The 14,446-nt window shown below is 30.6% G+C and carries 15 protein-coding genes, 5 tRNA genes and 1 pseudogene; 4 read left to right on the top strand and 17 right to left on the bottom strand.

Annotated features, from left to right (window positions below; genetic code table 11):
- From H2279_RS05165 to recA, 12 genes and pseudogenes are all read right to left on the bottom strand, one after another.
- A pseudogene (locus H2279_RS05165) lies at positions 1-622 on the bottom strand (ankyrin repeat domain-containing protein); the annotation flags it as partial.
- Between the two features lie 57 nt (positions 623-679).
- Positions 680-1,759 (bottom strand): hypothetical protein, encoded by a 1,080-nt coding sequence (locus H2279_RS05160; protein ID WP_337195820.1) that lies wholly within the window; start codon positions 1,757-1,759, stop codon positions 680-682.
- A 153-nt stretch (positions 1,760-1,912) separates the two neighbouring features.
- Positions 1,913-1,997: transfer RNA gene (locus H2279_RS05155), tRNA-Leu, on the bottom strand.
- A 5-nt stretch (positions 1,998-2,002) separates the two neighbouring features.
- Positions 2,003-2,079, bottom strand: a tRNA-Arg gene (locus tag H2279_RS05150).
- A 9-nt stretch (positions 2,080-2,088) separates the two neighbouring features.
- Positions 2,089-2,165, bottom strand: a tRNA-Arg gene (locus H2279_RS05145).
- A 5-nt stretch (positions 2,166-2,170) separates the two neighbouring features.
- Positions 2,171-2,247: transfer RNA gene (locus tag H2279_RS05140), tRNA-His, on the bottom strand.
- Between the two features lie 16 nt (positions 2,248-2,263).
- A tRNA-Pro gene (locus tag H2279_RS05135) sits at positions 2,264-2,341 on the bottom strand.
- Between the two features lie 49 nt (positions 2,342-2,390).
- Positions 2,391-3,230: a DNA ligase gene (locus H2279_RS05130; RefSeq protein WP_337195821.1), complete on the bottom strand. Its 840-nt coding sequence runs from the start codon at positions 3,228-3,230 to the stop codon at positions 2,391-2,393.
- Positions 3,230-3,886, bottom strand: coding sequence for an AMIN domain-containing protein (locus H2279_RS05125; RefSeq protein ID WP_337195819.1), 657 nt, complete (start codon positions 3,884-3,886; stop codon positions 3,230-3,232). The genes H2279_RS05130 and H2279_RS05125 overlap by 1 nt, the downstream gene beginning before the upstream one ends.
- On the bottom strand, positions 3,876-4,079 hold the full coding sequence (locus H2279_RS05120) for a hypothetical protein (protein ID WP_137623825.1): 204 nt from the start codon (positions 4,077-4,079) through the stop codon (positions 3,876-3,878). Before H2279_RS05120 ends, H2279_RS05125 begins: the two co-directional genes overlap by 11 nt.
- Positions 4,080-4,144: 65 nt before the next feature.
- Positions 4,145-5,389: a phosphopyruvate hydratase gene (gene eno / locus H2279_RS05115; protein ID WP_337195818.1), complete on the bottom strand. Its 1,245-nt coding sequence runs from the start codon at positions 5,387-5,389 to the stop codon at positions 4,145-4,147.
- Position 5,390: 1 nt separating this feature from the next.
- On the bottom strand, positions 5,391-6,419 hold the full coding sequence (recA, locus tag H2279_RS05110; RefSeq protein WP_137623827.1) for a recombinase RecA: 1,029 nt from the start codon (positions 6,417-6,419) through the stop codon (positions 5,391-5,393).
- A gap of 132 nt (positions 6,420-6,551) precedes the next feature.
- Between recA and H2279_RS05105 the strand changes: the two genes are divergently transcribed.
- From H2279_RS05105 to H2279_RS05090, 4 genes are read left to right on the top strand one after another with little or no spacing between them, the layout of a single operon-like run.
- Positions 6,552-7,415, top strand: a complete 864-nt coding sequence (locus H2279_RS05105; RefSeq protein ID WP_337195817.1) for a menaquinone biosynthesis family protein — start codon at positions 6,552-6,554, stop codon at positions 7,413-7,415.
- 9 nt (positions 7,416-7,424) lie between these two features.
- Positions 7,425-7,694 carry a flagellar biosynthesis protein FliQ gene (fliQ, locus tag H2279_RS05100; protein ID WP_137623829.1) on the top strand — a complete coding sequence of 90 codons (270 nt, stop codon included), beginning with the start codon at positions 7,425-7,427 and terminating at the stop codon, positions 7,692-7,694.
- Positions 7,691-8,467, top strand: a complete 777-nt coding sequence (locus tag H2279_RS05095) for a UDP-N-acetylmuramate dehydrogenase (RefSeq protein ID WP_337195816.1) — start codon at positions 7,691-7,693, stop codon at positions 8,465-8,467. Before fliQ ends, H2279_RS05095 begins: the two co-directional genes overlap by 4 nt.
- A gap of 36 nt (positions 8,468-8,503) precedes the next feature.
- The gene (locus H2279_RS05090) at positions 8,504-8,677 is read left to right on the top strand and encodes a hypothetical protein (protein WP_171000080.1); all 174 of its coding nucleotides are present in this window, start codon (positions 8,504-8,506) and stop codon (positions 8,675-8,677) included.
- On the opposite strand, the gene H2279_RS05085 is transcribed toward H2279_RS05090, so the two are convergent.
- The 5 genes from H2279_RS05085 to topA all read right to left on the bottom strand — a co-directional run bounded on the left by H2279_RS05085 (position 8,667) and on the right by topA (position 14,422).
- A complete protein-coding gene (locus H2279_RS05085) occupies positions 8,667-9,428 on the bottom strand; it encodes a hypothetical protein (RefSeq protein WP_337195815.1) in 762 nt (253 codons plus the stop codon). The two genes, H2279_RS05090 and H2279_RS05085, sit on opposite strands and share 11 nt — an antisense overlap.
- A 16-nt stretch (positions 9,429-9,444) precedes the next feature.
- On the bottom strand, positions 9,445-10,206 hold the full coding sequence (locus tag H2279_RS05080) for a 3'(2'),5'-bisphosphate nucleotidase CysQ (RefSeq protein ID WP_407920025.1): 762 nt from the start codon (positions 10,204-10,206) through the stop codon (positions 9,445-9,447).
- A 60-nt stretch (positions 10,207-10,266) separates the two neighbouring features.
- Positions 10,267-11,442, bottom strand: coding sequence for a cation:proton antiporter (locus H2279_RS05075; RefSeq protein ID WP_337195814.1), 1,176 nt, complete (start codon positions 11,440-11,442; stop codon positions 10,267-10,269).
- Positions 11,423-12,259: a biotin synthase gene (locus H2279_RS05070; RefSeq protein WP_137623834.1), complete on the bottom strand. Its 837-nt coding sequence runs from the start codon at positions 12,257-12,259 to the stop codon at positions 11,423-11,425. The genes H2279_RS05075 and H2279_RS05070 overlap by 20 nt, the downstream gene beginning before the upstream one ends.
- Positions 12,260-12,322: 63 nt before the next feature.
- Positions 12,323-14,422, bottom strand: a complete 2,100-nt coding sequence (topA, locus tag H2279_RS05065) for a type I DNA topoisomerase (RefSeq protein ID WP_337195813.1) — start codon at positions 14,420-14,422, stop codon at positions 12,323-12,325.
- Positions 14,423-14,446: the final 24 nt, after the last annotated feature.

Raw genomic sequence — 14,446 nt, 5'->3', positions numbered from 1 at the left:
CAAATTTTTGCTCTTCTGAAAGAAGAAAATCGTGCAATAAATTTTCACCCTCTGAATTTTTAAGATTAGGATCTGCTCCAAGTTCTAGTAAAAAATGCAAAAGTTCTAATTTATTAGCCCTTTCTATTTTAGTGGCATCAAGAAGATAATTGGTTTCAAAGATCAAAGGTTCATACCGTCCTTCCTTGCCTTGATAAAAGTAAGCATTGATATTAGCTCCCTTATCCACTAAAAGTTTAATGATTTTTTTTGTTTTTTCCAAAACTATGTGATGATCTTCATCTTCTATTGTAAAACTAATAAGAGTCAATAAAAAATTCAACCATTTTTGATCTTTTATGAATTGCAAAATAAATTCATGAAATTCATGATCATATAATTCGTGACCACCAAATAAGTGAGAAGCCATATCAGGTCTTTGGTATGGATATAAGTCATAAACATCTTTACCTTTTGGATCTTCTATAATATACATTGTATTTAAATCTGTTTTTTTAACATATTCTTGCCATTCTTGATAATATTTATCTTTAATACTATGCTTAATTTCTGTATCAAAAAACCATTGAAGCATAGAATTTGCTTGAAATTCTTCATAAGAGATGATTTTTTCTTCAGCCATTTGTTTTCCTTTTTTGTATAATTGATGTTGATTATTCTTAAATCCAGCACCTCAAAACTATTTTTTAATACTAGATATTATATCTAATGTAAGCAATATAGATATATCTTCAGCGACTTTGATAAACCTTTTATAAAAATAGCTATTCTTATCTATTTTCAATTTATTTTTAGCTACAACTTTCTTGTAATTATTTATATATTTATCCAAAATAATTTTATAAATAGTTGCAAACTCGGTATTATTTATTATATTGGGATTTTTTGTATCTAATAAATCAATATCTATCTTGTTTTTTACAATATAACCCATTACATCTTTTTTCATTTTATACAAATAATTAACCAAAGTGATAAATTTGATAAAACCAAACAATGTTATGCACTCATCATTAAGCGTATATATATTTAATTTGTCATTTTTAATATCTTTTTTTACATCATAATGCCCTATGATCTTAATATAACTTGGTTTAAATAGATTATATTTAAAAATGATTATACTAAAATACCCCGCTATATTAAATATTATTCTATCATCGTTAAAGGAGGATACTTCAATATCATCTGCTAATTCATTACAATAAATACACAATAAACAAATAATGGCTTCAATATTGTTTTTAACATGATTATCTAACCTTAGATTTTCATATTTCTTTAACATTAATTTTAATTTATGGGTTTTGTTTATTAACTTATTAAATTCACTTCTATCAATATTCACATAATCTAAACCGTTGTAATCAGGATTAAAATATGGTAGTCTGGTATTGATAAGATTATTATAAGACTCATTTACAAACATAGTATCCGATGAAATACTATCATACCAAATATACTCGGTAAATTTAATAACTGGATGATTTAATTTAAACACTTTAAAAAAATTCAAAGTGTAATAAAATCCTTGTATTGAAAAAACCCCTTGATAATTATCTAATTCTATATCAGGTAACTCTGGATTTATAAAGTTTATAAATGTTGTACTAGATACGATATCATATTCGGTAAGAGTTCTCTCTCTATCATTATTGAATAAAATTCTAATTAAATACAATATAAAACTATTATATTCACTTGATGCTTCTTTTTTGATATTAAATATATCTTTTAAGCTCACAGGTATTTTTTTCATGTTTTTCCCTTTTTAACATTACATTACAAAAATTAAGATTATTTAATGTGTATTTTAGCATATATTTATTGTTTTTGCTTTTAATAAAATTTAAATAAGTATATTTTTTCTTTGATTAAAATTTTATCGCGATTAAAAATGAGAAAAATGAAGTGGTGCGGATGAAAGGACTTGAACCTTCACGCATTGCTGCACCAGATCCTAAGTCTGGCGTGTCTGCCAATTTCACCACATCCGCAAAAGTGGTACGCTCAAGAGGATTCGAACCTCTGACCTACGGCTTAGAAGGCCGTTGCTCTATCCAGCTGAGCTATGAACGCATAAAAGGTTGGTACGCCCGATAGGAATCGAACCCATAACCTACAGATCCGAAGTCTGTCGCTCTATCCAGTTGAGCTACGGGCGCTCTGATGGGGTGAGTGATGGGAATCGAACCCACGACCCTCAGGACCACAATCTGATGCTCTAACCGACTGAGCTACACTCACCATTTTATAATTAAAATGGTCGGGGTGAAAGGATTCGAACCTTCGGCCCCTTGGTCCCAAACCAAGTGCGCTAACCAGACTGCGCTACACCCCGAATTTAAAAACTAGTATTCTATCAAAAAAGAAATCATAAGTCAAGAAATTTATTCTCTAATGCGTAAAAAAACTGGAAAACGCGGAAGTGAATTTTTAGTCAATCCGCTGAATTTATAAGTAATAATAGTTCCTATAGAAGGTGGATTTTTTCTATCTTGATCCTTTAAACCACTGCCTATTTTAATGATTTTGCCATCCATTGTTTTACATATTAAAGCACCGATTTGATTTTCAAACCTTCCCTTGCCTTTTGTATAGCCGATCACCTGACATTCTGCATCGTTATAGGGTTTTAATTTTAAAGCTTGTTTGCTTCTGCCTTTTTCATAAGGATTTAAACTTTTGCGTATAACCACACCTTCACCTTTGTTTTTTACAATATTCTCGTAAAATTCATTTAAATGTTTTTCATTTTCAATAGGAATTTGTGGAATGATTTTTATATATGGATTAGGATTTTTTTGTAAATATTTTTGTAAAACTTGAAGTCTGTTTTCAAGGTTGCAAGGATTGAGATCGAATTCTTCACAAGCATTAGGCACGTCAAAAACATTATAGCTTACTTTTTTCCATAAATTTTCATCCGAGTGTGTTGTTCTTATGAGAGAAGAGATTAAATCAAATTGATTTCTACTTATCCAAAGTTCCCCATCAAGAGCAAAAGGAGGAAAATTTTTCATAAAAAAAGAAGGTGGTGTTATGGTTTGATTTTTTCGAGTTTTTAAAGATTTTCCGTCCCAAATTCCACGAACGCCATCAAGCTTTTCACTCATTACATATTCATTCAAATTTTTATTTTGAAAATCCTGCTTATTGAATTGAGTCAAAAGCAAGATTTCATCAGCAAAAACAAAAGAAGAGAAACAAATTAAAAGAAAAAATCTAATCAAGATAAATGAACCATATATCCTGTAGAATCTTTTTGTATTTCATAATTATACACACCATCGAGATAAATCACAAGTCTATAATATCCTTTATGAGATCCAAAATCTATACGTTTAAATATAGAATTTTTAAGTCGTATGTTTTTAGTCGGATAAATTGCTGTGGATTTAAAATCGATAATAATCTTACTAGGATTGCCCACTGAAAAATCGCTAATAAGATCATCTTGAGTGTTTAATTTGATTTTATTTTTATAAACAGTATAGGATATAAAATCATAAATTTTTGCAATTTGCAAAGGGATATCAACTTCAGTTGTTTTATTTGTTTCTTGGCTAGTATTTTGTGGTATAGTGACAGAAACATCTAAAATTTTTGAAGGCTCTGGGGTTTTAGAATGTGTTAAAACATAAGAATCGTGCCAATTGACACTTTTATTAATATCAACGTTTAACTTATCTTCGCTACCATCTGCTTTAACATAATGAAAAGTGATACTTTTTAAAATCCTTGCATCAGAATTAAATTTAAAAGTTCTCTCTTGAAATTCTTGCGGAACAATCATTTTTTCTTTTTTTTCCACTTTAAAAGGGTTTTCATCAGCATTTAAAAAAGATATAAAAATTAAAAATATTGTCAAAATTCTAGTTTTCATTTGGATACAATCCTTTTAATTCAAAATAATCTTTTTGGGCTTTAGCATTTTGCTTTTTAAGCAAAGATATTTGTTTGGTTAAGTCTTCTTTAGTAGCCTCCAAAGAAAGCAAAGTATCTAAGGAATATTGCCCAAAAAGCATATTCCCAAAATAAATCGCTCCAACAATAACCAATAAAGTCCAACAAAACATTTTTACAATATGAACATAAAAGCCCTTCTTTTTGGTGCTTTCATCATATTCTTTTAATAAATCACTCAGAGTTTCTCTCCTAAATACTCATCATTATCTAGCTCTATTTCAAGCAAACGATTATATTTTGCAGTTCTTTCCCCTCGTGCTAAAGCACCGGTTTTAATTTGCCCTGTATTTAAAGCAACAGCAAAATCAGCGATAAAGGTATCTTCGCTTTCTCCGCTTCTGTGAGACATAATGCATTTATAATTATTTCTTTGAGCTAAACGCACTGTTTTCATTGTCTGGGTAATAGTGCCAATTTGATTTGGCTTTATTAAAACAGCATTGGCCATTTTTTTCACAATGCCTTCTCGCAAAATATCTTCATTGGTAACAAACAAATCATCCCCAACGAGTTGAATTTTATCTCCTAATTTTTGAGTGAGTTTAATCCATCCATCAAAATCATTTTCAGCTAAACCATCTTCAATACTAAAAATAGGATATTTTGAGCAAAGTTCAATGTATTTTTCAATCAAATCATCACTAGAAAGGATTTTGCCCTCTATGTGATATTTTCCATCTTTAAAAAATTCAGTACTTGCTACATCTAAGGCTAGTTTAATATTTTTTTCATATCCAGTTTTTTTAATACATGTCATTAAAAGCTCTAAAGCTTCTTCATTGCTAGATAAATTTGGAGCAAAACCACCTTCATCTCCTAAAGCTGTAGAATGCCCAAGACTTGCTAATTCTTTTTTCAAATTAGCATAAATTTCACAAACCGATCTTAAAGCCTCTTTAAAACTTGAAAAACCAAAAGGCATAATCATAAATTCTTGAAAATCTATATTATTATTTGCGTGGGCGCCTCCATTGATAATATTACACATTGGAACAGGCAAAATGCTTGCATTAACTCCGCCCAAATAACGATACAAAGGGATATTTAAAGAATTAGCAGCAGCACGCGCTAAAGCCATAGAAACACCTAAAGTCGCATTCGCTCCAATTTTAGAATAATTATTTGTCCCATCAAGCTCTTTTAACACCTCATCAAGTTGAGTTTGATTGTAAGCATCAAGACCTATAATACTTTCAGCGATAATTTCATTCACGTTTGAAATAGCGTTTAAAACGCCTTTTCCAAAAAATCTTTCATCATTATCACGCAATTCCAAAGCCTCTTTTGAACCAGTGCTTGCACCACTTGGAACTATAGCAGATCCCACACTCCCATCATTTAGCATAATCTCCGTTTTAAGGGTGGGATTACCTCTACTGTCTAAAACTTCAAAAGCTCTTACATCTTCGATCAATAACATCTCAATCCTCTTCATCGTTTTCAGAGGCACTGATCATACCTTCAACGCCTATAGAATTTTGAATTTCTTTCGTGATTTCCTCAGCTATTTCAGGATTTTCTTTTAAAAATGCTTTTGAATTTTCTCTACCTTGTCCTAATTTTTTATCTTTGTAAGAAAACCAAGCCCCGCTTTTATCGACAATATCAAGTTTAACACCATAATCGATTAACTCGCCTTCACGACTCAAGCCTTCTCCAAACATCACATCAAATTCAGCTTGTCTAAATGGAGGAGCCACTTTATTTTTAACCACCTTCACTTTAACGCGGTTTCCTATAACCTCTTCACTTTGCTTTAAACTTGCTACTTTTCTAACATCTAAACGCACAGAAGCATAAAATTTAAGTGCATTTCCTCCAGTTGTTGTTTCTGGTGTTCCATAGCCCATAGCACCTATTTTCATACGAATTTGATTGATGAAAATAACCGTTGTATTCATCTTATGTACAATACCAGTAAGTTTTCTTAAGGCTTGCGACATCAATCTTGCTTGAAGACCCACATGCTGATCTCCCATATCGCCTTCAATTTCCGCTTTTGGTGTTAAAGCAGCGACACTATCAACAACGATAAGATCGATAGCACCACTTCTAGCGATAGTCTCTACAATTTCCAATGCTTGTTCGCCAAAATCAGGTTGAGAGATATAAAGATTATCCGTATCAACGCCTAAATTTCTTGCATATTTAACATCCAATGCGTGTTCTGCATCGATAAAAGCACAAATTCCACCTGCTTTTTGACATTCTGCGATAATATGAAGAGTAAGGGTTGTTTTACCAGAACTCTCAGGTCCATAAATTTCAATAATTCTTCCTTTAGGCACACCTCCTATACCTAAAGCAAGATCTAAGCCAACCGATCCAGTGCTTATGCTATCAATTTGTTCAACTTCCTTATCTCCTAGCCTTAAAATTGTTCCTTTTCCAAAAGCTTTATCAAGGCTTTTTAAGGCTGCATCTAAAGATTTTTTCTTATTGTCGTCCATTATATTCCTTAAAAAATTTTAATTTAAGAATTCTACAAAATAAAATTAAATAATGTTTTATTTTTATAAATTTTTAAATGAAATTTTATAAAATAGTTTCAATAAAAAATTTACTCAAGGTTAAACTACACAATGAAAAAAACGATAACAGTCGCACACTCTCCCGATGCTGATGATATATTTATGTTTATGGCGATTCACTTTGGTTGGGTGGGCAATCATTTTAATTATAAAAATACTGCTTTAGATATACAAACCCTTAATGAATTTGCCTTAAAAAATGAATTTGACGCCACAGCCATTTCTTTTGGACTTTATCCATTAATCGCCAAAGAATATGCACTTTTACGCACAGCAGTAAGCTTTGGACAAGGTTATGGGCCTAAATTGATTAAGAAAAAAAATGTTCAATTAAAAAGGAATTTTAAAGTCGCTCTTAGTGGAGCTAATACAACCAATGCTTTAATTTTCCGTATGAAATATCCTGAAGCTAGGATTATTTATAAAAACTTTTTAGATATTGAAAATTCGGTTTTAAGTGGAGAAGTAGATGCTGGAGTATTGATCCATGAAAGCATTTTGGATTTTGATCAAAATCTTTGTGTGGAAGCTGAAATTTGGGATATATGGCTAGAATTAGCCAAAGAAAATTTACCCCTACCTTTAGGTGGAATGGCTTTACGCAGATCTTTACCTTTAAATGATGCTATTGAAATTGAAAAAGATTTAACTCTTGCGGTAAAAATCGCTGATTCAAATCGCAAAATTATAGCTCCAATGCTACTAGAAAGAAATCTTATTCGTGTAGATAAAGACAAGCTTGATACTTATCTTAATCTTTATGCAAATAAAAATTCGATTAGCATGGATGAAACACAATTTAAAGCTATTGATACCTTATTTAAATTAGGATATGATTATAAATTTTATGATAAGATTATAAATGTAAATGATTATCTCATACCTAGCGAATATGAACAAGCAAGAAATTCTTAAGGGGAAAACATGGATGAAGGTACTTTAGTTGGATTAGGAGTTCAAACTTTTAAAATCACACTTTTACTATCTTTACCTATGCTTTTGGCGGGTTTAATTGCGGGTTTGATTATCAGTATATTTCAAGCGACAACACAAATCAATGAAATGACACTTTCTTTTGTGCCTAAAATCATTTTAGTGGTTATTGTAATCATCTTCTTAATGCCTTGGATGACGACTACGATGATTGATTTTACTCAAAACATTCTCAATCAAATTCCAACTTTTATTAAATGATTATTGATTTTAAAAAATATTCATCCGTTCGCATAGGCAATGAATTTGAAGTTCAAATTTTAGATCAAATCAGTGATTTTGAAGGTTTTTTAATAGGAGGGGCTAACAATTTACTCGTAAGCCCTAAGCCAAAAAATATAGGAATTTTAGGTGAAAAATTTGATTTCATTGAAATTCTAGATCAAAAATCAGATTTTTTACATCTTCGTATAGGATGTAAAACTAATTCTAGAAAAATATATAATTTTGCCAAACAAAATAATCTTTGCGGCTTTGAATATCTTAGTAAAATTCCTGGTACCCTAGGAGGACTTTTGAAAATGAATGCGGGGCTTAAAGGAGAATGCATCAGTCAAAATTTAATTAAAATCGCCACTTCAAAAGGCGAAATTTTACGTGAAAATATCGATTTTGATTATAGGTTTTGTCCTTTAAAAGTGCTTTTTTTTTGGGCGGAATTTAAATTAGAATTTAGCTTTGATCACGCAAAAGATGAAGCTTTAAAAAATGCTAGAAATAATCAACCTAGCGGGGCAAGTTTTGGATCTATTTTTAAAAATCCTCAAGGAGATTTTGCTGGACGCTTGATTGAAGCAGTTGGCTTAAAGGGTTTTAGCAAAGGCGATGCGATGCTAAGCGATAAACACGCTAATTTTCTCATCAATAAAAAAAATGCAAGTTATGAAGATGCGATCTTTTTGATCGAGCTAGCAAGAAAAAAAGTTTTTGAAGAATTTGGAATCATGCTAGAAAATGAAGTTATTATCATTTAATTTTTTGTTCTTATTAATTTAAACACAGGAAAAAATATGCAAATTTATATCAATTTAGAAGAGATGAATAAATGGCAAATCAAAGACGAACTTAGAAAAATCTTATCTCGACTTGATCCTATAAGCGCACATGAAATAGCAAAAGAATTAAGAGAGGAATTTTTAAGTATAGAGGAACTACAAGAAAAAATTAAAAACATTAATGCATAAGCGTTAATGTTTTTACTTCCTTAAGGATAACTTCTGATAGCATTTTAGGCATTTGATCTATGATATTTTGATAGTTTTTGCTTGAATTTTTAGGATCAAGAGCAAAATTTAATTTCACATTTTTTGCCTGAAGAATTTTGCCATTACTTAAAGCAATAATCTTAAAATTGATTTTAGCAACAGCATCTTTAGTTACGGTTATAAAATAGTTTGTGGTATTGACATAAAAATCATCTAAATTAACTACGATAAGATAATCTATAAATTTAGCATAAATTTTATTTTTATCTCTCTCATGTTTTAAAAAAGGGCTAACATTGATCAGTTTAGCATCTTTAGGGCTAAATCTTGATAAAATTTTAGGACTTTGATACAAACCATTTGCTACAGAATTTGCAAAATTTAGATTTAAAGCATTGATCAATCTTTTAGAAAATAAAGTTGAAAAGTCTCTAGCTTCAACTCTAAGCCCATCGGATAGATACCCAAAATTTATTCTAAAGCTTAAAACAATAGCAAAATCTTTATCTTTATCCTTGGTTAAAGCAGGTTTTTTTTCAATCAAACTCGAGCTATCAAAAACAGCTTTTTGATTGTCTAAACTAGAATTAATTGGATTTTGTCCAAGATCTATCAATTCAAAATTATCTTCACTTGGCTTTAGCTTAATAATCTTTTTTTGCGACAAATCATTAGCAAAAAGATTAAAATTTAAAAACAAACTTATAAATAAAATAAAAACTAATCTCATTGATAACCCTTGATTATTATAAAAAATCTTTCAAAAAACTTTTTTGAGAAACACATATAAAAAATTGCGATCTATGCTCTAAAGGACTATAAGGAATTAAATTTTGATCCAACATCCCCATAAATCCACCATTTAAATTGACCAAAAAATCTCCCGCTGCTATATCCCAAATATTTAACCTCTCAAGACGTCTATAAATTCCTGCTCTGCCCTCTAAAATAGCACAAAATTTAAGCCCTGAACCAATATTAACAGCCTCTAATTTATGTTTTTGTGCGAATTCTAAATCCGTTTTACTTAAATGATTTACACTCAATAAGGCTTTAAACTGATTATCTTTAAACCATTTTTCATCTATATTTAAAAACTCATCATTTTTATAGACTTTACTTTCTTTATGTCCATAATAAATATCTTCGGTTGATGGATTTTTAATAAGCGATAAAATAGGTCTATTCTCATGAATTAAAGAAATCATGATGCAAAATTCATCCGAACCTTTTAAAAATCCACTCGTGCCATCAAGTGGATCGATAAGCCAAAAAGTTTGCAAATTTTCACTTTCTTTTCGGCTTAGAATTTTTTCTTCAGATAAAACCTTTATATCTGTTTTTCCTAAAATATCATTTAAAATTTGATCGGATGCTAAATCAGCTGAAGTTAAAGCCGAGCCATCCTCTTTTTTCCAATCTTTTAAATTTTTTCGCTCTTGCATAATAGCCTTAGAAGCTTTATTTGCTGCTTCAATAGCAAGTTCTAACCAATAATCTAAGCGCATCACTTTCCTTAAATTTAAAACTTTAATCCAATATTAGCCAAAATATTCCAACAATCAAAATCACTTCTTGATATTTGAAATAAACTTAATCGCACTCATTACCAAAATAGCCTCAAATAAAGCTGTTAATATCAGTGCTGAATAAATTTCTTGATCAAGTACTTTTGCAGAATATCCCAATGTAGCCGTTGCGATCAACAAAGTTAAAGGCATAGAATGACCTAATCCAAATAAAACCATGTTTTTAAATCCTATCGTTTTTACAAAAACACTCGCACATAAAATTCTTAATCCCACCATCACAAGCATCAATAAAATAGCTTTTAAAACAATATGATAATTTAAAATCATCGATAAATCAAAAGTTGAACCCGTATAAATAAAAAAAATCGGAATTAAAAAACCATAACCAAAAGTTGAAATTTTATATTCTAAATCCTTTTTATGACCCAAAAAAGTCGCGATAAAAGATCCCGCGATAAAAGATCCCAAAACAATTTCAAGTTTTGTGATAATCATAGCAACGATGATTAAAATAAAAATTGCCATACAAAATCTAATATCTTTTTCGTTTTTATCTTCCCAAGGCATAAGAACGATTTTAAATTGAGGATACCACCAAAAAAGAACACCAAGAAATTTAAAAATCAAAAAGCAAAGACTTAAAAAGATGCCAAGATATAAAATACTTTGCGCTACATCTACGATTGTTGTTTGCTCTTGTAAAAATGCCCCAGCTATCGTTAAAAGAACTATGGAAATAACCTCAGCTAAGGTTGCGACTATCATGGCTATATTTAACCAATCACACTCTTTTCCAAAATCCTTGTAAAGTAAAGACAAAAGCCCTACACTCATAACAGGAATAATCAAAACAAAGACAAAAGAAAGTTTAAAAATCCACACAATCAGTAAAGATAAAACATAAAGTAAGATAATATATAAAAAGCTTTTTTTAATGATCTCTTTATCAAGGCTAAAAAAAGTTCTTAAATTTATTTCCATACCTGCGATAAACATCAGATAATAAAAACCCACATTAGCTAAAATAGAAAAATTTTCACTCTTTCCAATAAAGCCAAAATAAGCCACAATCGATCCTAAAATAATTTCAGTGGCTGAAATTGGCAAACGTAAAATTTTAGCAATATGTGGAGAAAATAATAAACAAAGCGCTATAACTATAAGAATTTTTAAGTCAATTAAACCTTGCGTATCAATGACATTGTGATGCAAATGTAAATCCCATCTTTTTTAACTCGACTATATCACGACTCGGTTCTTCTCCTTTTGTCGTAAGATAATCGCCTATAACAATAGCACCCGCACCCGCTTTAAAAATTTCATATTGTCTTTCACCTAAAACAACCTCTCTCCCGCCTGCAACCATAATTACAGTTTGTGGCAAAGCCTCTTTGGTATCACTAACAATCTTTAAAGCTTCATCAGCATCCAATTTAGGAACTTTTAAATTTAAATTATCATTAGCGATAAAAAAATTAATCGGGCTTGAAAAAGGTTGCAATTCTTGCAAAGATTTTCTTAGACTTATTCTATCTTCAAAACTTTCACCCATGCCATAAATTCCACCACAACAAAGCATAAGCCCTGCTTCTTTAGCATTAAGATTAGTTTGAAAACGACTTTCCCAAGTATGGGTGGTGCAAATTTGAGGAAAAAATTCTTTAGAGGTTTCAAGATTATGATTATAAGAAAAAATTCCCGCTTTTTTTAATTCTTTAAGTTGTTCTACACTGGCCATACCATTACAAGCTATAAGGAGTAAATCAGGAACTTCTTTTTTAACCGCCATCGCAGCCTCGCAAACATATTCTAATTTTTCATCATCAAGTCCAAGTCCAGCGGTTACTAAACAAAATCCTAAAGCCTCATTTTTCTTAGCAATTTTAGCCTCTAAAACAATTTGAGAAATTTCTTTACGTCTATATTTTTGAATATCTGTTTTTACATGAGCACTTTGAGTGCAGTATTTGCAATCTTCTGAGCAATTTCCGCTTGCTATATTAGAAATAGCACAAAGCATGATTTGCATCGTTTCTCCTATTTAACAATTAAAACTCGCATTCTAACAAAAAAAGACTTAAATAAATTTCTTTTATTCTTTCATTTCTTTTTTGATTTTGCATTTAAGACATTCTAAAAAAGTACCTTTTTTTAGTTCCTTAATAACCAAATTTTCGCCACATTCTTCACATTTTTCATCACTTGGCTTATATTTAGAAATAAAGTTACATTTTGGATAAGCACTACAACCATAAAATTTTCCACGCTTAGAAAAACGTTCTACAATTTCACCTTTTTGACAACTAGGACAAATTATGCCTATACTATTGGTTTTTTTTGCGGTTGTGTTTTCTTCATTTGCTTTATTTTCATTTTTTAAATTTCTAGAATATTTGCATTTTGGAAAATTTAAACAAGCCACAAATTCACCAAAACGTCCCTTTCTTATCGCAAGTTCTCCTCCACAATCAGGACAAGTCTCACCTAATTTTGTCACCGTTTTTTGACTTGCAATCTTTGTTTTTCCCTCTTCGATTTTTCTCATAAAAGGGTAATAAAATTCTTTTAAGATATTTTGCCAATCCGCTTTATCTTCGGCAATATCATCTAAAGTATTTTCAAGATTTGAAGTGAATTTGCTATCTACAATATCACTAAAATTCTTTTCAAGCACTTCAGTTACATTAAAGGCAATATCACTAGGAATGAGTTGCTTTTTATCAATTTTAACATAATCACGACTTGTAAGTATGGAAATAGTCGGAGCATAGGTTGATGGACGTCCTATACCTAAGCTTTCTAATTTTTTCACAAGCCCTGCTTCAGAATATCTTGAAGGTGGCTCAGTAAAATGCGAATTCATTTCTAATTTTTGAATTTTTAAGTTCTCGCCTATTTTAAGATTAGGCAAAATTTTATCCTTATCCATATCTCCATAAACTTTATAATATCCATCAAAAAGAATTTTTCTACCACTTATTTTAAATAAAGCTCTATCATTTTTTACAAAAACATTTTGCGTTTGAGAAATAGCAGGATTCATCTGACAAGCTAAAAAACGATTATAAATGAGTGTATAAAGCTTTAATTCATCTTTATCTAAAAATTTAGCTGCAATTTGTGGCGTAAATTCCAAATTTGTAGGACGGATAGCTTCGTGTGCTTCTTGCGCACCCTTAGCCTTTGTTACATAAACATTAGCTTTACTAGGCAAATAATCTTTTCCAAAATCTTTTTGGATCAATTTTCTTACCTTATCAACCGCTTCTTTAGCCAAATTCAAACTATCAGTTCTCATATAAGTGATCACACCCATCATGCCTTGATGAGTATTAACCCCTTCATAAAGTTTTTGAGCTAACATCATAGTTTTTTTAGGATTAAACCCTAAACGATTGCTTGCACTTTGCTGTAAAGTTGAAGTCATGAAAGGAGGCGGTGGAGCGATTTTTCTTTCCTTACTTTCTATATTTTCTATCACATAACCGCCATTTTTACAAGATTGAAGAATCAATTTTGCACGATCTTTATTGGTAATGGTTAATTTTTCAATTTTTGCCTTATCAAATTCAACCAACTCAGCATCCAAATCGGAATTAAAAATCATATCAATGCTAAAATACTCCAAAGGCACAAAGGCACGAATTTCTTTTTCTCTATCAACTATGATTTTCAAAGCAGCACTCTGAACACGACCAGCACTCAAACCTCTTTGAATTTTTTGCCCTAGCAAAGGACTTAATTTATAACCCACTATGCGATCCAATAAACGCCTAGTTTGTTGGGCATTGACTGAATGCATGTTAAGTTTTCTTGGATTTTTTAAAGCATCTTCAATCGCACTTTTGGTGATCTCGTGAAATACAATACGAGGTAAAATATTTTCATCCTTACCTATAGCTTTGGCAATATGATACGCTATAGCTTCACCTTCCCTATCCTCATCCGTTGCAAGATAAACTTGTGAAGCATTTTTTGCTTTTTCCTTAAGCTCTTTAACCAAACTGCTATGATCGCTTGCTATTCTGTATTCTGGTATAAATTCATCATTTTCTATTTTTATACCAAAGCTTGTTTTAGGTAGATCTCTTATGTGCCCTTTAGAAGCTATAACCTCATAATTTTTCCCTAAAAAATTACCTATAGTTTTAGCTTTAGCAGGAGACTCTACTATGATTAAATTTTTTTTCATGAGCTAGACCTCAAATGCTGATTT

It is taken from the genome of Campylobacter sp. B0100352/1 (assembly GCF_020135855.1).
Classification (GTDB): domain Bacteria; phylum Campylobacterota; class Campylobacteria; order Campylobacterales; family Campylobacteraceae; genus Campylobacter_D; species Campylobacter_D taeniopygiae.
This window is presented reverse-complemented; position numbering and strand designations above follow the sequence as displayed.

What these genes read in the sequence shown, in the direction of transcription:
- H2279_RS05120 (WP_137623825.1), bottom strand. Translation starts at nt 4,079, where the DNA reads ATGTTTTGTTGGACTTTATTGGTTATTGTTGGAGCGATTTATTTTGGG.
- H2279_RS05095 (WP_337195816.1), top strand. Translation starts at nt 7,691, where the DNA reads ATGATTATTGATTTTAAAAAATATTCATCCGTTCGCATAGGCAATGAA.
- H2279_RS05090 (WP_171000080.1), top strand. Translation starts at nt 8,504, where the DNA reads ATGCAAATTTATATCAATTTAGAAGAGATGAATAAATGGCAAATCAAA.
- eno (WP_337195818.1), bottom strand. Translation starts at nt 5,389, where the DNA reads ATGTTATTGATCGAAGATGTAAGAGCTTTTGAAGTTTTAGACAGTAGA.
- H2279_RS05080 (WP_407920025.1), bottom strand. Translation starts at nt 10,206, where the DNA reads ATGCGCTTAGATTATTGGTTAGAACTTGCTATTGAAGCAGCAAATAAA.
- recA (WP_137623827.1), bottom strand. Translation starts at nt 6,419, where the DNA reads ATGGACGACAATAAGAAAAAATCTTTAGATGCAGCCTTAAAAAGCCTT.
- topA (WP_337195813.1), bottom strand. Translation starts at nt 14,422, where the DNA reads ATGAAAAAAAATTTAATCATAGTAGAGTCTCCTGCTAAAGCTAAAACT.
- H2279_RS05125 (WP_337195819.1), bottom strand. Translation starts at nt 3,886, where the DNA reads ATGAAAACTAGAATTTTGACAATATTTTTAATTTTTATATCTTTTTTA.
- H2279_RS05085 (WP_337195815.1), bottom strand. Translation starts at nt 9,428, where the DNA reads ATGAGATTAGTTTTTATTTTATTTATAAGTTTGTTTTTAAATTTTAAT.
- H2279_RS05160 (WP_337195820.1), bottom strand. Translation starts at nt 1,759, where the DNA reads ATGAAAAAAATACCTGTGAGCTTAAAAGATATATTTAATATCAAAAAA.
- fliQ (WP_137623829.1), top strand. Translation starts at nt 7,425, where the DNA reads ATGGATGAAGGTACTTTAGTTGGATTAGGAGTTCAAACTTTTAAAATC.
- H2279_RS05070 (WP_137623834.1), bottom strand. Translation starts at nt 12,259, where the DNA reads ATGCAAATCATGCTTTGTGCTATTTCTAATATAGCAAGCGGAAATTGC.
- H2279_RS05105 (WP_337195817.1), top strand. Translation starts at nt 6,552, where the DNA reads ATGAAAAAAACGATAACAGTCGCACACTCTCCCGATGCTGATGATATA.